Source organism: Pseudomonas sp. Pdm06, from assembly GCF_014851795.1.
Classification (GTDB): domain Bacteria; phylum Pseudomonadota; class Gammaproteobacteria; order Pseudomonadales; family Pseudomonadaceae; genus Aquipseudomonas; species Aquipseudomonas fluorescens_AA.
The window spans coordinates 25,392-46,816 of sequence record NZ_JACVAH010000011.1; the positions used below are offsets into that span (position 1 = coordinate 25,392).

13 protein-coding genes are annotated in these 21,425 nt (G+C 63.7%); 10 read left to right on the top strand and 3 right to left on the bottom strand.

What is annotated here, in order from left to right:
• Positions 1-28: 28 nt before the first annotated feature.
• Positions 29-400: a DUF6124 family protein gene (locus IB266_RS18180; protein ID WP_192261995.1), complete on the bottom strand. Its 372-nt coding sequence runs from the start codon at positions 398-400 to the stop codon at positions 29-31.
• Positions 401-805: 405 nt separating this feature from the next.
• On the opposite strand from IB266_RS18180, the gene IB266_RS18185 reads away from it, so the two are divergent.
• The 7 genes from IB266_RS18185 (at position 806) to IB266_RS18215 (ending at position 10,358) form a co-directional block, all read left to right on the top strand.
• Positions 806-1,294, top strand: a complete 489-nt coding sequence (locus tag IB266_RS18185; RefSeq protein ID WP_192261996.1) for a cell division protein — start codon at positions 806-808, stop codon at positions 1,292-1,294.
• The gene (locus IB266_RS18190; RefSeq protein WP_192261997.1) at positions 1,287-2,729 is read left to right on the top strand and encodes a TIGR01777 family oxidoreductase; all 1,443 of its coding nucleotides are present in this window, start codon (positions 1,287-1,289) and stop codon (positions 2,727-2,729) included. The genes IB266_RS18185 and IB266_RS18190 overlap by 8 nt, the downstream gene beginning before the upstream one ends.
• Before the next feature lie 9 nt (positions 2,730-2,738).
• On the top strand, positions 2,739-5,174 hold the full coding sequence (locus IB266_RS18195; RefSeq protein ID WP_192261998.1) for an alpha/beta fold hydrolase: 2,436 nt from the start codon (positions 2,739-2,741) through the stop codon (positions 5,172-5,174).
• A gap of 483 nt (positions 5,175-5,657) precedes the next feature.
• Positions 5,658-6,437 (top strand): efflux RND transporter periplasmic adaptor subunit, encoded by a 780-nt coding sequence (locus tag IB266_RS18200; RefSeq protein WP_192261999.1) that lies wholly within the window; start codon positions 5,658-5,660, stop codon positions 6,435-6,437.
• On the top strand, positions 6,434-7,753 hold the full coding sequence (locus IB266_RS18205; RefSeq protein ID WP_192262000.1) for an efflux RND transporter periplasmic adaptor subunit: 1,320 nt from the start codon (positions 6,434-6,436) through the stop codon (positions 7,751-7,753). Before IB266_RS18200 ends, IB266_RS18205 begins: the two co-directional genes overlap by 4 nt.
• Before the next feature lies 1 nt (position 7,754).
• The gene (locus IB266_RS18210; RefSeq protein WP_192262001.1) at positions 7,755-9,851 is read left to right on the top strand and encodes an efflux RND transporter periplasmic adaptor subunit; all 2,097 of its coding nucleotides are present in this window, start codon (positions 7,755-7,757) and stop codon (positions 9,849-9,851) included.
• 15 nt (positions 9,852-9,866) lie between these two features.
• Positions 9,867-10,358, top strand: coding sequence for a GNAT family N-acetyltransferase (locus tag IB266_RS18215; protein WP_060739728.1), 492 nt, complete (start codon positions 9,867-9,869; stop codon positions 10,356-10,358).
• Between the two features lie 132 nt (positions 10,359-10,490).
• Here IB266_RS18215 and IB266_RS18220 read toward each other — a convergent pair whose 3' ends face one another.
• Both IB266_RS18220 and IB266_RS18225 read right to left on the bottom strand, forming a co-directional pair.
• Positions 10,491-10,802 carry a DUF6916 family protein gene (locus IB266_RS18220; RefSeq protein ID WP_192262002.1) on the bottom strand — a complete coding sequence of 104 codons (312 nt, stop codon included), beginning with the start codon at positions 10,800-10,802 and terminating at the stop codon, positions 10,491-10,493.
• Between the two features lie 46 nt (positions 10,803-10,848).
• Complete coding sequence (locus IB266_RS18225) at positions 10,849-11,436, bottom strand: phage tail protein (RefSeq protein ID WP_192262003.1); 588 nt, start codon at positions 11,434-11,436, stop codon at positions 10,849-10,851.
• Between the two features lie 305 nt (positions 11,437-11,741).
• On the opposite strand from IB266_RS18225, the gene IB266_RS18230 reads away from it, so the two are divergent.
• Genes IB266_RS18230 through IB266_RS18240 form a run of 3 tightly spaced genes read left to right on the top strand, consistent with a single transcriptional unit; the run spans position 11,742 to position 21,425 of the window.
• Positions 11,742-12,587: a sulfotransferase family protein gene (locus IB266_RS18230; RefSeq protein ID WP_060739725.1), complete on the top strand. Its 846-nt coding sequence runs from the start codon at positions 11,742-11,744 to the stop codon at positions 12,585-12,587.
• 50 nt (positions 12,588-12,637) lie between these two features.
• Positions 12,638-19,873, top strand: a complete 7,236-nt coding sequence (locus tag IB266_RS18235; RefSeq protein ID WP_192262004.1) for an Ig-like domain-containing protein — start codon at positions 12,638-12,640, stop codon at positions 19,871-19,873.
• A gap of 40 nt (positions 19,874-19,913) precedes the next feature.
• Positions 19,914-21,425 (top strand): TolC family protein, encoded by a 1,512-nt coding sequence (locus tag IB266_RS18240; RefSeq protein ID WP_192262005.1) that lies wholly within the window; start codon positions 19,914-19,916, stop codon positions 21,423-21,425.

Consider the following 21,425-nt stretch of genomic DNA (forward strand, 5'->3'; position numbering starts at 1 on the left):
TGGCGGTTTTCAATCCACCACGGGAACGTCAGCCCGACGCCTGGACCTCAAGCCGATCCATCGCCCGCTCCACCAATAAATGCACGCCATCAGCCATGCGGCTGATCGCCAGGATGACACTGCGACGACTGCCTTCAACGTCATCCGCCAGGTCGGCGGTGATGGCGCTGATGGACAGCAGGTCTTCGGAGGCATTGGCCAGCAGGGTTTCGGTGTCGATGTCCGGGGCGACCATGAAGAGGTGGGCGGTTTGGGTTTTGCCCGAGGTTTCATCGGCCGGTTTGGGATTGAGGTAATAGTCGAGAACGCGCTCGGCGGTTTCGTCGAGTTTTTTGGTTTTCGAGGATGTGCCAGAGCTGTTGCCAGGATCGCCTGGCGGATTTGGTGTCACTTTGAACATGTCATGTAGCTCCATCTGTAGTGTTGGAACTGACACTCTTTGCTTGCACGCAAATGAGGTGGCAGTTGTACGCAGGTGTGCAAGACCGGGCAGACGGAACCCCGGCAGACTCTTCCTTACGGAAAAATCTCCCACGCACAACTGCCATAAAGAGAGCCTTAGTCAGGGCTGATAGCAGTGTGCGACGTCTTTTACCCGGACTTGCACGTCCGTGTCACCGTTTTTTCAGTGACAAACCCAGACTAGCGGCGGGCCCGAAGCCGGACAAGTTCACCAACATCGCTACAACTTGAAGGAAATCTCCTAGGACCCAACTGTACGAGTGCACCCAATCCAAATAGCCAGATAAAGCCTCCTCCTTTTCCATTAGACTTGCGACCCTCCAGCAAGCCTTCAGGACACGGAATGCCAGTCCCTCAAAGCCCCCTTCGCAAAGCCTTGGTCAATTGGCTTTATGCCGCCGCCCTGATGCATCTGCTTGCCGGCATCACCCTGAGCTGGGCAGGCCATTCGGGCTTGTTCGATGGCTACCTGCAAAACATCGAACAGACCTTCTGGGGCGCTGCCGCAGTGCCCGTTACGGCCCGCGCACAGCAGGTCTGGTGGCTGGCCTTGTTCGGCGCCACGTTGCAAAGCTACGCGCTGTACATGCTCGCCCTCGTGCACATAGGCAATCGACTGAAAAGCGCCATGCCTTGGGCCTGGATAATCGCCGGCATCCTGCTCTGGGCGCCCCAGGACATGTTGATTTCCGCCCAGGCGCGCGTCTGGTCGCACTTGTGGCTCGACAGTCTCGCGCTGCTGCTGTTACTGCCGCCGCTGTTCTGGCTCTACCGCCACGACCGCCGCACCTCCCTGACTGACCACGCGCCGAGTGATGCAAACCATGCCTGACTTTTCCCTGCTGGACTGGGCCATCACGCTGTTGATCGCCCAGGCGATCCTGGGCGCGCTGGATACCCTGTATCACCACGAACTTACCGTCGCCTTGCCCTATCGCCACAGTGCTCGCCTGGAGCTTTCCATCCATGCCCTGCGTTCGTGTTTCTACGGGATTCTGTTCCTGGGCATGGCGCACCTGGCCTTCCAGGGGACGTGGGCGATTGTCATTGGCTTGCTGTTCGCGCTGGAGATCGGCCTGACGCTCTGGGATTTCGTGGTCGAGGACCGGACCCGCAAGTTGCCCGCCATCGAGCGCATCATGCACACGGTGCTGGCGGTCAACGGCGGGGCGTTTTTCGCGCTGTACGGTGTGCAACTGGCGCAGTGGGCGAGTCTGCCGACCGGCCTGGTTGCGATCGATTTCGGCTGGCGCGGTTGGCTGCTGACCTTGTTCGCCATCGGCGTCACGGCCTCGGGGATTCGTGATGGATTAGCGGCATTGCGCATGCAGCGTCAAGGCCGACCGGCCAATCCATTCGCGGGCGGTGCCTATAAGCGCGTGCTGGTGACGGGGGGCACCGGGTTTATCGGCGAGGCCCTGGTCAACCAATTGCTCGACGCCGGGCACACGGTCAGCGTGCTGGCCCGCGATCCCTTGAAAGCGGCCTATCTGTTCGACGGCCGTGCCCGGTGCCTGCGTTCGTTGGGCAAACTGGGCCATGACGAAACCTTCGACGTCGTGATCAACCTGGCGGGCGCGCCGGTGGCCGGGCCGCGCTGGAGCCCGACACGTCAGGCACAACTCATTGCGAGTCGGGTCAACACCACCGAAGCCTTGATGACCTGGTTGAAAAACGCCCGACACAAACCGGCCTTGTGGATACAGGCCTCGGCCGTCGGTTTTTATGGCGTGCGCGACGCCAGCGAAAGCCTCGATGAAAGCGCCACCCGGGGCGAGGGCTTCATGGCTGAACTCTGCGCGCGTTGGGAGGCTTCAGCGCTGCCCGCCACTGAGCTGGGCGTGCGCCAGGTGGTGATGCGCCTGGGCGTGGTGTTCGGCCCGGGTGGTGCATTACTGCCGCTGCTGATTCCGTTTCGCCTGGGGTTCGGCGGGCGGATGGGCGACGGTCGGCAAATCATGAGTTGGGTGCACCGCGACGATGTCATCCAAGTGATCGCCCGTGCGTTCGATGACGAAAGCCTGAGCGGCACCTACAACCTGGTGGCGCCAGAAACCGTCAGTCAGGCGCTGTTCGCCGAGCGCGTGGGCAAGGTACTCAAGCGTCCGGTGTGGTTCCACATCCCAGCCGCGCCAGTGCGTGCCCTGGCGGGTGAGATGGCCCAGTTGTTTTTCGACGGCCAGCGCGTGGTGCCCAATCGTCTCGTCGAGGCCGGTTACACGTTCCGTTACCCGACCCTCGACGCTGCCCTGCGCGACCTGGCCTGAGGACCGTCCATGAGCAAGCCCCGGATGTACCTGCTGGCCGGCAACGGTAGCGCCGCCGATTGGTGGGACGACGCGTTGCCGCATTTTCAACACCACGACGTGGTGCCGCTGGAACTGCCCGGCTTCGGCAACAACCCCCAAGCCCCTGGCGAGGACCTGACGGCCTACGCCCAGGCGTTGCTGGCGGCGACGGTCAAGGGCAGCGCGATCATGGCGGTGGGGATGAGTGCGTTGTTGGTGCTGCATGCGCTGCAACGTCAGCCGGGACACTTTTGCCGCAGCGTGTTGCTGGCGCCGGTGGGCGCTTTTTTGTGGCAGCGACGACTGCCGGCGTTGATGTCGCCGTTGCCGATTCGCAAGACCATTCACTGGTTGCTCTCGAATAAGCCGACGCTGTTTGCCCACAAATTCTCCCGCCAGACCTGGACGTCTGCGCAATACCAGCGCATGGGCGCCGGGTATGCCCGCTGCCGCGCCTTTGTGCCGCTCTGGGATCAACTGCGTGCGGATACCGCGTTGCCACTGCTGGAATGGATCACCGACCCGGTCGAACTGGTCTGGGGCGATCAGGACAAGGTGCTGGGCGTTGCCCAAGCGGCCGCCTGGTCCGCCATTTTGGCCCGTGCCGATCTGACCATCAGCCTGAAACCCGGCTGGGGTCACTACCCGTGGATCGACTCCCCGGCCGAGTTCGCCGCATGGCTGGAGTCCGGCGAGCGTGGGTTCGTTGCGCACACCAAGGGTGGGCGCTTGTGCCTGGCGGAGCTGGCCGGGCAAGCGGTGCCTGCGGCGCTGTCGCTCAACGACTGTCATGATCCGCGCTTACCAGGTTTTTTGAAGAGCCAGGCGGAAGCTATCTGGGCCGTGCGTTCCTCCAGTTATGGCGAAGATCAGGCCGATGCGGCCAATGCCGGCCTGAGCACCACGTTCTTGCGTGAACCGACGCACAACGTGCCAGTGCGCATTGCCGAGTTGACGGCGGCGGGTGTCGAGGAAGTGGTGGTCCAGCGTTTCATCACGCCGCGGTTGTCGGGGATTGCCTTCGTGCGCCACCTATCCGTCGAGCTGGAGTGGGTCGAAGATCACCTGGAGTCGTTGGCCGATGGTCAGGTGAGCCCCGAACGCGCGATCATTTCCCGCCTCGGCGAGTCATGGAACAGCGGCACATTCAAGCCCGCCCATGGCCTGACCGAAGACGTGCTGTGGCGTTTCCTGCAAGGCGTGCTGCGGGTCTTCCACTACGTGCCCGGCGACGTCGAATGGGCTTGGGACGGCACCCAGCTGTGGCTGCTGCAATACCGGCCGATCAGCGACTACGGCTGGCGTCGCCACCTGACCGCTGCCAACATCGCCGAGATCCTGCCGCCGCAACCCAGCGTGTTGGTGGAGTACGCCCAGCGCCGCGCGGCGGCGAGCATTCCGGCGATCATGGCGCGCTGGGACTCGCGGGTGTTGCAGGACAACGAGCCGTTCACGGCGGTGTTTGGCGGTGCGTCGTACATCAACAATGATTTGTTTCTCGCCCGACTGGCTGACTGGGGCATCAGCGCCAGCAGCTACGCGGGCGAGGTCGGCGGCGCGACACCGCACCTGCCTTGGCGGCCACTGCGCCTGCTGCGCTCGCTGCCGTTGTTCCTGCGGATGCAACGCATCGCCCGCGGGCATTTGCTGACGTTGGAAAACGGCTTGCGACGTTTTGACCGAGAGCTGCACGAACTGACCACACAAGGCGCCGACGGCCAGCAATTGGCCGACTGGTTCACCCGCTTCTATGTGTTTGTGGTGCAGGGCAACCTGTGCATCGCCAGCGCCTTGGCCAGCAGTGGCGGCGACCTGTTGGGGCGACCGCCGACCGCCTATGACGACCTTGAACACAGCCCCCATCGCCTGCCCTGGGAAACCGACCCGGCAACGCCACGCCCAGCACCAACCGAGTTGCCCTTGCAGGCCTTTCCAGAATGGCCCCTGGCGATTCGTGTTGCTCATTCGACCGGCTTGCCGGGCTTGCGTGGTTACTACCTGCAAGTGCGCGAATGGTATCGCGACAACCTGATGCGCATGTTCTTCCGCCTGCACCACGCCATGCCGACGGCTGACCGAGCACATTGGTTCGCGCCGCACCCGGACATCCGCACCCGCGATGGCAGCTTCTGGCAGGACGGTCGTGAAGGCACCGAGCAGGCCAGCGGCTTCATGATTTATCCGGGGCAGGCCCAGGGGATTCTGGGCGAGGACATTTTGTTGGAAGACACCCTGGACCCTGGTCGCCATGCACACTATCAAAGCGCCCGGGCCGTGATTGCGCGAATGGGTGGGCGTTTGTCCCACGGCTCGACGCTGCTGCGTGAGCTGCGCAAACCCTCGGCGGTGCTGCCGCAGGTGGATGTGACGTGGCTGGGGCGTGAGGTTGTGTATCGGGATGGTGAGTTGCGGTTGGTGACGTAGCCAGCCGCGACACCCGTCAGGCATGGAACCGTTTGGATCGGGGCATGGTTAACCTGTGGCGAGGGGATAAATCCCCTCGCCACAGGGAGCGCGTTCAACTCAGGGGTTGTTCTCAACCCCTAAAAACGAAAAAACCGGCCGAAGCCGGTGTTTTCACCCCAACGGCCAGAGAATTTAATCTCTGCGTACGAGGTTGAGCAGTGAGCGAATCCTAGGCTGAAGGGGCCGAGAGGTCAACGCTATAAGTGCTGATGTTACTTGACCTGTGGCGAGGGGATTTATCCCCGCTGGGCTGCGTAGCAGACCCAAATGGCTGAAGAACAGCAGCCAGACACACCGAGATGACTGCTTTCAGGGCCGCTTCGCGTCCCAGCGGGGATAAATCCCCTCGCCACAGGGCGTGTATGACCACCAAATTTCTCGCCTCCCTTGACGCCCCCCACCGCTGTCGTAGACTCCGCCCATCCGTCAGGGAGTAACGGCATGGGACGTTTGAGTAGTTGGGTTGTGGGATTGACCTTTGTAACGTGCGGCGTGCAGGCGCAAACGCCTGTCGCGGACGATCCTCTGCTGGAAAGCGGCGTCACGGCCAGTGCGCCGAGTGGCGACGAGGCACGTGGGGTGCTTCGGGCGCGAGACCAGGCGGTGCTGGCCAGCGAGTTGGCCGGGCGCATCGTCGAGTTGCCGTTTAGCGAGGGCGAGTCGTTCAAGAAGGGCGATACCCTGGCGCGGTTCGATTGCTCGGCCTATCAGGCCCAGCTCAACGCGGCCCAGGCGGCAAGCCGGGGGGCCAGTGAAGAGCTGGCGCATAACCGGCAACTGGCGGCGCTGAAGTCGGTCGGACGTTTTGAAGTGTCACGGGCCGAAGCCCGGCTCAATGAAACCCAGGCTCAATCCCAGGTGTACCAGGTTCAGGTCAAGCGTTGCAGCGTCGTTGCACCCTTCGACGGGCAAGTGGTGGCGCGCAAGGTCCAGCGCTATGAAAGCGTGGCGGCCGGCGCGCCGTTGCTCGATGTGGTCGACAACCGCACCCTGGAGATCCACCTGCTGGTGCCGTCGCGCTGGATGGACCGGCTCAAGCCTGGCCAGCCCTTTACCTTCGTCCCCGATGAAACCGGCAAGCCGTTGCAAGCGACGGTCAAGCGCCTGGGCGCGCGCATCGACGAGGGCAGCCAGACCCTGTTGCTGGTGGCGAGCGTGCCGGATGCCAGCGGCCTGCTGTCCGGCATGAGCGGCACGGCGCGTTTCGCGGAGCCCAAGTGAACGCGCCGGTATCGGGCAGCGCCGAGCAGGTGTTTGCCCGCTTCCTTGACCTTGAACGCCAGACCCGGGCCGCACGAACGCCGGCACAATTGAGCTACAGCCTGGTCAACGACGGCCAGGCCCTGTTCGGCTTTCGTCATGCCGCGTTGTTGATCGCCGGCAAGGTCCAGGCGGTGACCGGCGTCAGTACCGTGGAGCCGAATGCGCCATTCGTGGCATTTGTCGAGCAGGCGGTGGCGCAGCTATTCAAACAGGGCCTGTTGAATCAGGCTCGGGTGATCGCCGCCGATGGGGTGAGCGAATCCATCCGGGCGGACTGGCAAAGCCTGTCCGCCGGGCAAGTGTTCTGGCTGCCGTTGGTCGATCATCAGGGCCAGGTATTCGGCGGTTTGTGGCTGGCCCGGGACCTGCCCTGGACCCCACCCGAACAAGTGCTGCTGTCGCAACTGGGGGACACCTACAGCCATGCGTGGCTGGCGCTGCAACCGCGCAAGCCGTGGCGCCTGCGTTGGACGCGCAAGCGCCAGGTCGCCCTGGTGGCGGTGTTGCTGCTGGGCTTGCTGATCCCGGTGCGCCAGTCCGTGTTGGCCCCCGCCGAAGTGGTGCCGCTGGGCGGGCAGGTGGTGGCGGCGCCGTTGGATGGGGTGATCGCCGAGTTCCTGGTCAAGCCCAACCAGACCGTCAAGAACGGCGACCTGTTGCTGCGTTTCGAAAGCACCAGCCTCAAGGCCCAGGCCGATGTGGCCGAGCGTGCGTTGGGCGTGGCTGAGGCCGAACTCAAGGCCAATTCCCAGCGCTCGTTTGCCGACGCTGAATCCAGTTCGAAGATTGACTTGCTGGCCGCCCGCGTCGAACAGAAACGCGCCGAGCGCAACTACGCGCTTGAACTGCTCAAGCGCAGCGAAGTACGCGCCGAGCGCGACGGCATCGCGGTGTTCGCCGACGCCGAGCGCTGGCTCGGCAAGCCTGTGCAGACCGGCGAGCGACTGATGGAAATCGCCGATCCGAACCAGGCCGAGTTGCGTATTGAATTGGCGGTGGGCGACGCGATCGCCCTGGAGCCCGGTGCGCAAGTGGCGTTGTTTCTCGACAGCGACCCGTTGCAGCGGCACCTGGCCTGGCTCGAGCGCTCGGCCTATGAAGCGCAGCCTACCGCCGCCGGGCAACTGGCGTATCGGTTGGACGCGCGTTTCGATGCCACGGCGCCTCGCATCGGCCTGCGGGGCACGGCGAAGGTCTTTGGCGACCGCGCGCCGCTGGCGTTGTACCTGTTGCGGCGGCCATTGGCCGGCCTGCGCCAGAGCGTAGGCCTGTAGCATGGACTTGCCGAGCCTGCGGCCGGACCTGCAATTGTCCGCGGCGGCGCCGGACCCGGACGGTTCGCCGCAGTGGACCTTGGCCGATCCGGTGCGCGGGCGCTATTTCAAGCTTGGCGCGGCGGCAATGCGCATGTTGCGGCATTGGTCCCTGGGCGATCCGGAACAGGTGCTGCAAGCCGCAAACCGCGAGCCGGGCCTGCCGCTCAATGGCGAGTCGCTGGAGCAACTGCTGGGTTTCCTGCGTGGCCATGACCTGATTAGCGCGATGGACCCACAACAGCGCGACAGTTACCTCTTCAAGACCGCCGCACAACGCCAGAGCCTGTGGCAGATCCTGCTGCATCAATACCTGTTTTTTCGCATACCGCTGTGGCGCCCGGACGCCTTTCTCAACCGGGCCTGGCCCTGGTTGGCGCGGTTCGGCCCCGGGATCCTGCGCTATGGCCTGCCGCTGACCCTGGGCCTCGGCATCTTCCTGGTGTCGCGGGACTGGCAGCGCTTCATCGCGACGTTTCCGCACCTGTTCAGCCTGGGCGGTGCGCTGGCCTTCGGGACGGCGTTGCTCTTCGCCAAGCTGTGCCATGAGTTCGGCCATGCCTTCATGGCCAAGCGCGCCGGTTGTCGTGTGCAAAGCATGGGCGTGGCGTTCATGGTGCTGTTGCCGATGTTCTATACCGACGTCAGCGACGCCTGGCGGATCAACGATCGTCGCGCACGGCTGCTGATCGGTGCCGGCGGAGTCCTGGCCGAGCTGCTGCTGGCGTGCATCGCGCTGCTGGCCTGGTCGCTGCTGCCTGACGGGCCGGCACGCACCGCGGCGTTCATGCTGGCCAGCGCCACCTGGATCACCACGCTGATCATCAATTTGAACCCTTTCATGCGTTTTGACGGGTATTTCCTGCTCAGTGATTTCTGGGCGGTGGATAACCTTCAGGGGCGTGCGTTCGCCCTGTGCCGCTGGCGCCTGCGCGAAGCCTTGTTCGGTTATGGCGCGGCGGCGCCGGAACCCTGGTCGCCGAAGATGCGCCGGCGTTTGCTGGTCTGGGGATACGGCTCCTGGCTGTGGCGGGCGTTGTTGTTTTTCGGGATTGCCCTGGCGGTCTATCACCTGTTCTTCAAGGTGCTGGGCATTTTTCTGATGATGGTGGAATTGGTGTGGTTCATTTTTATGCCCATCGTGAGTGAGTGGCGGCAATGGTGGAGTCGCCGTGAGCAAGCCCGCGGTGGGCGGATGCTCCTGAGCGGCCTGGTGTTGCTGGCGTTGCTGTTGGCGTTGCTGTTGCCCTGGCGCAGCGCGGTGGAAGTGCCTGCCATGCTCGAGGCCGGGCGGGCCAGTGCCTTGCATGCGCCGGTGGCGGCACGGGTCAAGCAGGTGAACGTGCACGACGGCCAGACCGTGGCCCAGGGCGATGTATTGATTGAACTGGAATCGCCGGACATGACCTCGCGCCTGGCCATCGTGCGCCGGGAAATCCAGATCCAGCAGTTGCAGATGCGCCGTCAGGCCGGGCGCAGCGAAACCGCGGCCGATGCCGGCATCATCGAACAGCAACTGGCCGAAGCGGTGGCCGAGTACCGGGGCCTGGTGGCCCAGCGTGAACGCCTGTTGTTGCGTGCGCCCCATGCCGGCCAGGTGCGCGACGTGTTGCCGCAACTGTCGGTAGGGCGCTGGCTGTCACCGACGCAGGTGCTGGCGCGGGTGGTGCAGACCGATTCGCGGTTGCGCGGGTACCTCACCGAAGCCGAGCTTTGGCGGGTCGGGCCGGGCGCCACGGGACGGTTCATCGCGGACGATCCGATGCACACGTCGATTGCCGTGCAGTTGAATGAAATCGACACCAATGGCGTGGCCTGGGTCGAACAACAAGCGTTGACGTCCGACCACCATGGGCCGATTGCGGTGCGCCGCGATTCGCAGCAACGGGCCGAGCCGGTGCAGGCTCAGTACGGTGTGCGGCTGAGTGCAGTGGACGACGCGTCCGCTCCGGCGCAGCCGCTGCGTGGCGTGGCGGTGTTGCAGGGCAAGGGCGAGTCGGTGTTGGGAGCGGCCTGGCGACGGTTGGCGGCGTTGGGTGTAAGGGAAAGCGGGTTCTAGTCCTAGGGAGCGAGCATGGATTCAGTGGCGGCAGAGGGATTGGTGGTGCGTCCATCGCGGGTCAGCGATGGTCCGTTCCTGCAGGGCCTGTACCAGGCGGCGCGGCCGGACCTGCAATGGATCGACGGTGACCCCGAACAGGTGCAGCAGGTGATTGCCCAGCAGTTCCAGGTGCAGGAGCAAGGGTTGGGCGAGAACTTCCCCGACGCCATGCATTACGTCGTGGAAAAACTCGGCACCGCGATCGGTGCCTTGAGCACGGATTTCGGCCCCAATGAAATTCGCGTGCTGTACCTGGCGTTCATCCCCCAGGCGCGCGGGCAGGGGTATGGCCGGGCGGTGTTGCAAGGGGTGCAGAAAGCCGCGCAACAGATCCGTTGCCCGGTGGCGACCGTGGTCTGGACCAGCAACCCCCATGCGCGCCGGCACTACCTGGCGCTGGGCTTCGAAGTGCAAGAGCGCAACCCGGCGGCGGAGCGGTTGGTCTGGTATCCGAAAGGCAACTGAACAGTGCCTGACTTGCCACCTGTTCAATGTGGGAGCGAGCTTGCTCGCGATGAGGGCGGTAAATCCAACATGGATGCAAGCTGACCGTCCGCCATCGCGAGCAAGCTCGCTCCCACAAGGGATCATCAGTCTTTAGTTAAACGCGATGTAGAAATATCCCAACGCCGGATCCCGTCCCATGGGCGGTATCCGTGACACGAACACCCCCTCGATCTTGCCCAGTTCCGGCACCTCCAGCCCGCAGAGGCCGTCCACGAACGCGGTGCTCTCCAGGCTGTTGAACTCGACGCTGAAGGGCATGCGCTCGGTGCTCGGCATCTTCGCCCGAGGTGTTTCTTCAAGGGTTTCGAAGCGCACCGGCAGGCAACTGCCGTCGGGCAGGATCAGGTTGCCGGTCTGGCCCAGCAGCGGTTGGAAATGGCGGCTATGAACCTGTTGCAGCATGTCGACACTCCAAAAGGCCGGAGGACCGCAGCCCTCCGGCGGTTCATCAGTTACGAGACGGGAAGTAGCCTTGAAGGGCGATGCTGAAGTTGATGGCCAGGAAGGGGTTCATGACGGCCAATGGCATTCCGTTGCCCGCAGGGGAAATCGTGCCGCTGACGGTGGTGCTGACACCTTGCAGCGGTACTGGCGAGGCACCGATCTGGTCGGAGTAGATCGCCGCCGAGCCTGGTCCGGTGCCCGAGGTGCCGATGAATGAGTTGGTGGCCGTGGGTGTGTTCACTGGATTGCTGGCCGGGTTCGCCAGTTGCAGGGTGGTCGAGGCGGTGACGCCCGTGAGGGTGTGGGTGTGGATGGGCAGGTTGTTCAGCGTCGGGGTGACGTTTTCGGTGCCGGAGATCTCGCCGATGACGCGTGGGGTCAGGCCCAGGCCGTTGCCTTGGCCCAAGGGCAGGCGACCTTGCAGGTTGGGTAGCATGAAGGTGGTCTGGCCATTGCCTCCGTACGTCACGCCGATCAAGGCGAACAAGGTCTGGTATTGAGAAAGGGAAAGCGTCTGTCCGTTGCACAGGGCCCAGTCCCTGGGGGCAAAGTTAAAGGCGAATGACTGGATAGTGCCGATGAATACTTCCATAGATTCCTCATCCTTCAGGTGATTGGGTTTCGCAATGCCCGGCGCGTCAAAGGACAAGAGTGCGATCAGCCCGACTCCTTTATTCCCTGGCCTGGTCACGCACGGCTGAGCGTAGACCGGGATGTTTGATTTTGCCGAGCGAAGCGGGCGGAAAAATCTCGCGAAACGGCTTAATCGATTCAGGTTCACGAGGATTTCTACCGTCCATCTTTATTTTTAGCCTAGGCGAATCTGATATCAAAGTACTACTAGGCGAAGATTATTTCATCGGCTACGCTTGGCGCTACAAAAGGACTACAAAACAGGTGAAGGGATTGCCGCAGTTTCACTTTATTTCCGGTTTACCGCGCTCAGGCTCGACCCTGCTTTCTGCCATTTTGCTGCAGAATCCGCGCTTTCATGCCGGCATGACCAGTCCCGTCGGTTCGCTGTTCAGCACCGTCCTGCAGCAATGCAGCGCCGGCAGCGAGTTCGGTTCGGTGATCGACACCGACCTGCGCCGCCGTCTGTTGCGTGGCCTCTTCGATTCCTACTACGCCGACAAAGCCGATAAACCGGTCATCTTCGACACCAATCGCCAATGGTGTGCCCGCCTGCCTGCCCTGCAGGATCTGTTCCCCCAGGCCAAGACCATCGCTTGCGTGCGCAACGTCGCCTGGATCCTCGACAGCCTGGAGCGCCTTTATCGCGCCAATCCGTTCGAGAACACCAAGCTGTTCAACGACGATGACGAGCGCAATACCGTCTACAGCCGCTGCGAAACCTTGGCCCAGCGCAATCGCCTGGTGGGGCTTGCCTGGACGGCGCTCAAAGAGGCCTATTACGGCGAGAATGCCGAGTCGCTGCTGATCGTTGACTACGATCTACTGAGCCAGGCCCCCGAGCGGGTCATGCGCCTGGTGTACGAGTTCATCGGCGAGCCCTGGTTCGAGCACGATTTCAATCACTTGACCTACGACGCACCGGCCTTCGACCAGGCCCTGGGCGTTGCCGGCCTGCACAAGGTCAAGCCCAAGGTCGCGCCGCAAGCCCGGCGGACCTTGTTGCCGCCGGATCTGTTTGAAAAGTATGCCGAGTTGTCGTTCTGGCGCGATGGGTCCGCAAGCGCCGCCAATGTCATTCGTATGAAATCCGACGCCGCTGTCAGCTGACAGCGGTTTTTTTCATTTGCGTTCAAGAAGTTCGAGTCCAGGTGATCGTCATGTGGTGGAGCAAAGGCAAATCGCGGGTAACCGAGGGCGCACAGGCCCTGGCATCGCCAATGATCATGTCCCTGGAGCCGCGAATGCTGTTCGACGGCGCGGTGGCGGCAACCGTGGCCGATGCCGCGCAAGCAGACGCGCAACCCAATGCCGAGGCAGCCAAGACGCCCACGGCGGACCAGCCGGCCGACACTCATGCGCCCCAAGGCCAGGTCGATGCCACCCAGGCTGCCGTTCCGGGCAAATCCGTGGTGTTTGTCGATTCCCGGGTCAAGGATTCCGCCAACCTGCTCGAAGGCGTGGCGCCCGGGACCCAGGTGGTGCAACTGGATGCCACCAAGGATGGCCTGCAACAGATCGCCGATTACCTGGACACCCACCAGGGCATCAGCTCGGTGCAGATCATCGCCCACGGCAACGCCGGTGATTTGTGGCTGGGCAACAGCTACCTGTCGGCGGACAACGTCCAGGCCCGCAGCGAAGTACTGGCGCAGATCGGCCAGGACATGAACGCCGGCGGCGATATCCTGATCTACGGCTGCTACACCGCCGAAGGCGAGCGTGGCCTGAGCCTGGTGGATTCATTGGCGCAGTTGACCGGTCGTGACGTGGCTGCATCGAACGACCGCACGGGCCTGGGCGGTGACTGGGACCTGGAAATCGCCACCGGCAACATCGAAAGCGCCAACGTGCTGTCGGCCAATGCCATGAGTGAATACCAGTGGGGCCTGGCCACCTGGACCGCCACCAACAATGCCAATTCCGGCGTGGGCTCCCTGCGCGCCGCCCTGGCTTCCGCCCAGAACGGCGATATCGTTACCTTCAACAGCAGCATGACCGTCGCCTTGACCCAGGTGCTGGTGGTGAACAAGAACGTCACGATCGACGGTGACCTCAACAACGACAATGTCGCCGATGTCACCCTGGACGGGCAGTTCCGCACCCAGGTGATCAACGTGACGGCCGGCACCACGGCCACCCTCGATGGCTTGGTGATTACCCGCGGCGTTGTGTCGGGCAACGGCGGTAACGGTGGTGACGATGCGCTGGTGGCCAAGGGCGGCGGGATCAACAACGCGGGTACCTTGACCCTGCGTAACGTCACGGTCACGGCTAACGTGGCGGCGGGCGGTGGCGGCGGCGGTGGTGTGACGCCGGAATACGCAGGTGGTGGCGGCGGCGGTGGTGGCGCGCTCGGTGGCGGGATCGGCGGGCGTGGCGGCGATACGCTCAACTCCTCAGGTTCCAACGGCTCGGCCAACCAGGGCGGTGCCGGGGGCGGCTTCTTCAACATCGGTGGCCGTGGCGGCTCCGCGACCGGCGGTACCGGCGGCGCTGTCTATGCCGGCTACAGCACCGGTTCCTCTGGTGGCACGGCCAGCAGCGGTGGGTTGTCCATCGGCGGCGGCGGTGGTGGCGACGGCTATAACGACATCGGTGGTGCCGGCGGTGGCGCGGTTGGCGGTATCTACAACGACACGGGCGCAACCCTGCGGATCATCGGTAACTCGGTCATCTCCAACAACATCGGGGCGGGCGGTGGTGGCGGTGGCGGCGGCGCCGGTGGTGGCTACACCCAGGCGGGCGGCGCCGGTGGCGTGGGTGTCGGTGCTATCTGGAACAAGGGTTCGATCCTGATTACCGCGGCCAACTTCGCGGCCCTGGCCGGCAACGTCGGCGGCAGCGGCACTGGTGGAACGAGTGCCGGCACGGCAGGTGTCTCGCCGAGTTCGGTGGCCAACGTCTATGGCGATGGCGGCACCATCAACACCAACTACACGCCGGACGAAACGCCGCCCACCGCGACTGTTGTCGTAGCCAACACCAACCTGAATTCCGGCGCTACGTCGCTGGTGACCATCACATTCTCCGAGGCGGTGACGGGACTGACCGCGGCGGACCTGACCGTGCAGAATGGCACCATCGGCACGCTGACCAGCGGCGACGGCGGCATCACCTGGACCGGTACGTTGACGGCGGCAAGCAACATCGCCGATACCACCAACATCGTCACCTTGAACAACACCGGTGTGGCGGACCTGGCCGGTAACGCCGGGGTAGGCACCACCGATTCGAACAATTACGTCGTCAACGACACCGTGGCACCGACGGCGTCCATCGTGGTATCTGACACGGCCCTCAGGAGCGGCGAAACCTCACTGGTGACCATCACCTTCTCCGAGGCGGTCAGCGGGTTGACCACGGCTGACCTGACGGTGGCCAATGGCACCCTCAGCGGCCTGAGCAGCAGTGACGGCGGTATCACCTGGACAGCAACCCTGACACCCGACGCCGCTGTCACCGACACCACCAATCTGGTGGTGCTGAACAATACCGGTGTCGCGGACCTGAGTGGCAATGCCGGTGTCGGCACCACCAACTCCAACAACTACGCTATCGACACCCTGCGCCCGACGGCCACTATCGTGGTCGCCGACACGGCGCTGAGCGCCGGCGAAACGTCCTTGGTGACCATTACCTTCAACGAGGCGGTGAGCGGTTTCACCGTCGCAGACCTGACGGTGGCCAACGGTATAGTTACCGGGCTGAGCACCAGCGACGGTGGTATCACCTGGACCGCAACCCTGACACCCGACGCCGCTATCACCGACACCACCAATCTGGTGGTGCTGAACAACAGCGGCGTTGCCGACCTGTCCGGCAACGTCGGTACCGGCACCACCGCCTCGAACAACTACGCCATCGATACGCTGCGCCCGACCGCGACGATCGTGGTGGCCGACAACGCCCTGAATATCGGTGAAACCTCCCTGGTGACGATTACCTTCAGCGAGGCGGTGACGGGTTTCACCCTGGCCGACCTGACCGTTGCCAACGGTTCTCTGAGCGGACTAAGCAGCAGCGACGGTGGCATCACCTGGACCGCGACGCTCACCCCAAGTGCTAGCACCACGGACGCCACCAACCTGATTGTCCTGGCCAATACCGGCGTACTGGACGCGGCCGGTAACGCTGGCACCGGCACCACCAGTTCCAACAACTATGCCGTCGATACCGCTCGCCCGACCGCGACGATTGTGGTCGCTGACAACGCCTTGAGAATCGGCGAAACCTCGCTGGTTACCATCACCTTCAACGAAGCAGTGACCGGTTTAACCACCGCCGACCTGACGGTCGCCAACGGCACCCTGACCGGGCTGAGCACCAGCGACGGCGGTATCACCTGGACCGCGACACTGACCCCGAGCGCCAGCACCAGCGACGCCACCAACCTGATCACCCTGGATAACACCGGCGTGGCGGACGCTGCCGGCAACGCCGGCAGCGGTACCACCGACTCCAACAACTACGCCATCGACACGGCGCGCCCTACCGCCACCATCGTCGTCGCCGATACCGCCGTCGCCCTGGGCGAAACCTCGGTGGTGACCATCACCTTCAACGAGGCGGTGACCGGCTTCACCCTGGCTGACCTGACGGTCGCCAACGGCAGCCTGAGCGGGCTGAGCACCAGCGACAACATCACCTACACCGCCACCTTCACCCCGAGCGTTGGCACCAGCGATGCCACCAACCTGATCACGCTGAACAACACGGGCGTCGTGGATGGGGCGGGCAACGCTGGCAGCGGCACCACCGACTCCAACAACTACGTCGTCGACACGCTGCGCCCCACCGCGACCATCGTGGTGGCCGACAACGCGCTGAGCGTCGGTGAAACGTCACTGGTGACCATTACGTTCTCCGAGGCGATCAGTGGTTTCGACAATTCGGACCTGAGCGTGGCCAATGGCACCCTGAGCGCGGTCAGCAGCAGCGATGGCGGCATCACCTGGACTGCCACGTTCACCCCGGCCCTCGGGGTCAGCGACACTTCCAACGTCATCACCCTGAACAACACCGGCGTCAGCGATGCCGCGGGCAATACCGGCACCGGCACGACCAACTCCAACAACTACCAGGTCGACACCAATGTGCCGACAGCAACTATCGTGATTGCCGATACCAGCTTGAGCATCGGCGAGACTTCAGTGGTTACCGTGACCTTCAACTCGGCGGTCAGTGGGTTCGACAATGCGGACCTGACCGTCAGCAACGGTACCCTGAGCACCATGATCAGCACCGACGGCGGCGTCACCTGGACGGCCACGTTCACGCCGAGTGCGAGCATTTCCGATACCAGCAACGTGATCACGCTGGACAATACCGGCTTGATCAACGGCGCGGGCAACGCGGGCGTCGGCACCACCGATTCGAACAACTACGCGGTCGACACCGTGCGCCCCACCGCGACCATCGTCGTGGCCGACACGGCCGTTGCCATTGGCGAAACCTCGCTGGTGACCATTACCTTCAGCGAGGCCGTGACGAGCTTCACCCTGGCTGACCTGACCGTGAGCAATGGTTCCCTGAGCGGGCTGAGCACCAGCGACAACATTACCTTCACCGCGACTTTCACCCCGAGTGCGGGTGTCAGCGACAGTACCAACCTGATCAGCCTCAACAGTGGTTCGATCGCCGATGTGGCGGGCAACATCAACACCGGCACGGCGGATTCGAACAACTACGCTGTCGATACCCTGCGTCCGACTGCGACCATCGTGATGGCCGATAGCAACCTCAGCGTCGGCGAGACTTCATTGGTGACCATCACCTTCAGCGAGGCGGTCAGCGGTTTCGACAACTCGGACCTGAGCGTGGCCAACGGCACCCTGAGCGCCGTGAGCAGCAGCGATGGCGGCATCACCTGGACGGCGATCTTCACCCCGGCCACCGGCACGCGGGACGCCACCAACCTGATCGTCCTGAACAACAGCGGCGTGAGCGACGCGGCCGGCAACGCCGGTACCGGCACCAGCAACTCCGCCAACTACACCGTCGATACCCAGGTGCCGACGGCGACCATCGTGGTGGCCGATACGTCCCTGAGCATCGGTGAAACCAGCCAGGTGACGATCACCTTCAACGAAGCGGTGAGCGGTTTCGACAACAGCGACCTGACCGTCAGCAACGGCACGCTGAGCAACGTGTCGTCCTCCGACGGCGGCGTCACGTGGACGGCCACGTTCACACCGAGTGCGAGCATTGCCGATACCAGCAACCTGATCACCCTGGACAATACCGGTGTCGTCAACGTCTCAGGCAACGCTGGCGTCGGCACCACCGATTCGAACAACTACGCGATCGACACCGTGCGCCCGACCGCGACCATCGTCGTCGCCGACACCGCCATCGCCGCGGGCGAGACCTCGCTGGTGACCATCACCTTCAGCGAGGCCGTGACGGGCTTCACCACTGCCGACCTGACCGTCGCCAACGGGACCCTCAGTGGGCTGAGCAGCAGTGACGGCGGCATTACCTGGACCGCGACCTTCACGCCTGCCGCTGGCATCACGGACACCAGCAACCTCATCACCCTCGCCAATGGCGGCGTCGCCGATCTGGCGGGCAACGTCGGCAGCGGCACCACCGATTCGAACAACTACAGCGTCGACAGCCAGCGTCCGACCGCCACCATCGTGCTGAGCGATTCGGTGCTGAAGCCGGGTGAAACCGCCCAGGTGACCATCACCTTCAGCGAGGCGGTAACCGGCTTCAGCAACGCTGACCTGAGCGTGGCCAACGGCACCCTGAGCGCCGTCAGCAGCAGCGATGGCGGCCTGACCTGGACCGCGACGTTCACACCAACCCTGGGCGTGACCGACGCCACCAACCTGATCAGCCTGGATAACACCGGCGTAAGCGATGCGGCTGGCAACACCGGGACCGGTACCACCGATTCGGCCAACTATGCGGTCGAGACGCAGGTACCGACTGCCACGATCGTGGTGGCTGACAGTGCCCTGCAAATAGGGGAAACCTCACAGGTCACCATAACCTTCTCGGAAGCGGTCAGCGGTTTCGACAACACTGACCTGAGCGTGAGCAACGGCACGCTGAGCAACGTCTCGTCCTCCGATGGCGGCGTGACCTGGACGGCGACGTTCACCCCGAGCGCGAGCATTACCGACACCAGTAACCTGATCACCCTGGACACCAGCGGCGTGGTCAACGCCTCAGGCAACAGCGGTGTCGGCGTGGTGAACTCCAACAACTACGCGATCGACACGGCCCGTCCTGGCGCGACCATCTCCCTGGGCGATACCACCCTGGGCATCGGCCAGAGCACCACCGTGACCATCACCTTCACCGAGGCGGTGTCCGGTTTCGACTTGTCGGACCTGAGCGTGGCCAATGGCGTGCTGTCCAACCTCGCCAGCAGCGACGGCGGCCTGACCTGGACGGCGACCCTGACGCCCACCGCAGGCGTCAGCGATGCCACCAACCTGATCCTGCTGGACACCGGCAACGTACAGGACCTCGCCGGCAACGTCGGGGCAGGCATTGCGATCTCCAGCAACTACGCGCTCGATGCCTCCCGGCCGACCGCGACCATCGTGGTGGCCGATCCGAACCTGACCGTGGGCGAGACGACCCAGGTCACCATCACCTTCAGCGAGGCGGTGAGCAATTTCGATCTGTCGGACCTCAGCGTCACCAACGGCGAGCTGACCAACCTGACCAGCAGCGACGGCGGCAGGACCTGGACCGCGACGTTCACACCCACGGTGAACCTCACTGACCCGAGCAATTTCATTGCCCTGGACACCAGCAACGTCAACGACCTGACCGGCAACACCGGGGCCAGCGTGGCGGTGTCCAACAACTATGCGATCAACACCGTGGTACCCAACGATGTGAAGCCGCCGCCGGAGTTCCTGACGTCCGACCCGGTCACGGTTACCCCGCCGTCCGAGGTGCCGCTGCAACCGATCGTCTTTACCCCGCCGACCGGCAACCTCGGTTCGCCGCTGGGCTTCCCGCCGCTGTTCGAGCAGCGGGACGTTGGCGGTGGCCTCAAGCCGATTGGGGATATTTTCATCAACCGGGGCCAACTGGCGCCTAGCTATATCGCCCAGGTGTTCGGCAACGATGCCGGGGGCGATGGTTCTGGCCAGGGGTTCCTGGGCTTTGGTGGGGGCGATGGCGGGGTGTTCGGCAGCAGCACGCTTTCGACCCTGTTCACCCAGGACTCCGCTTCCGAGGGCGACTCGATGGATGCCTTCGGTAGCCAGTCGATGCAGGGCGGCGATGTGTCCCAAGGGCTGCGCGGGATGTTCGGCGCACCGACCTTGGGCCAGCAACTGCAACAGCTCAAGGACACTGAACAGCGTCAGGTCGATAGCCTGGCAACGGCGTTACGACAGGTCGGCATCAGCCAGGCGCAGGCCTGAATTCTAAAAAATATTGGGGCAGCCAGGGGCAATCCAGGGAATGAATAGAAGTCAGAAGTTATTCGGTATGAGTTTGCTGGCGTTGGTGGTCAGCGGGTGTGCGGTCACCAGCGAGCCGATCGATCGCAGCGTCAGCGAAGAGCGCGCTCGAACCGACCTGCAGAACATGTACAAGGATCAGGAGCCGCTGAGCGGCCCCCTGACCCTGCACCAGGCCATGGCCCGGGCGGTGAAGTACAACCTCGAAGGTCGCTTGAAGATCATGGAGGAGGCCCTGGCCAAGCGTCAGCTGGACCTGGCCAGTTTCGACATGCTGCCACGCATGGCCCTGGACGCCGGGTATGTGGGCCGTAACAACGTCAACGCCTCCAGCAGCCAGAGCGTGGAAACCGGTACCCAGTCCCTGGAACCGTCGACCTCCCAGGACCGTGACCGTGAAGTGGCGGACCTGACCATGGTCTGGAACGTGCTCGATTTCGGTGTGAGCTACATCAGTGCCAAGCAGGCCGGGGACCAGCGCCTGATTGTGCAGGAGCGCCGGCGCAAGGTAATCAACACCATCGTCCAGGACGTGCGTTCGGCCTACTGGCGCGCCATGGCCGCCGAGCGCCTGCTCAAGCAGATCGACAGTCTGATGGTCCGGGTCGACGCGGCGCGTGGCAACAGCCAGAGCATGAGCGAACAGCGCATCGGCGACCCGGTGCAGGCCCTGGGTTACCAGCGCTCGCTGATCCAGGCCACCCGCCAGCTTGAAGAACAACGCCGGGCGTTGTCCCTGGCCAAGACCGAACTGGCGACCCTGATCAACTTGCCTCTGGGCACCGAGCTGACCCTGGCGACCCAGGATGAATACACCATTCCGGAACTCAAGGTCGACCTGGCCCGTCTCGAACAGGAAGCCCTGGCCAGCCGCCCGGAACTGCGCGAGCAGGATTACCAGACCCGCATCACCGCCGCCGAAACCCGCAAGGCCATGTTGCGTCTGCTGCCGGGGCTGGAGTTTTCCGCTGGCGGCCACTACGACAGCAACTCGTTCCTGGTGGAGCAGGGCTGGGCTGACTATGGTGTGAAAGTCACCTGGAACCTGTTCAACGTGATCTCCGCTCCGGCGGCCATCGACGTGGCCAAGGCCGGTGAAGAAGTCGCGTCGGCGCGGCGCCAGGCGATGTCGATTGCCGTGCTGGCGCAGCTGTACGTCGCCAATGCCAACTATCGCGAAGCCCTGCGCCAGTTCAAGACCAGCCAGCAACTGTCGGACATCGACGGGCAGATCGTTGGCCAGTTGCGCAGCCGTCACCAGGCTGCCGGCATTGGCGAGCTGGACCTGATCCAGGGTGAACTGAACACCTTGCAGGCTGATCTGCGCCGGGACTTGGCCTATGCCGACCTGCGCAACGCCTACGGTCAGATCTTCGCCAGCGCCGGCCTCGATCCAATGCCGAACGAAGTGCAATCGACCGCAGTGCAATCGATCGCGACGGCGCTGGCGAACCGCGAAGCGGCCTGGGCCCAAGGGAACATCAACGTGCCAACGGCCGCCGTGCCCCAGTAA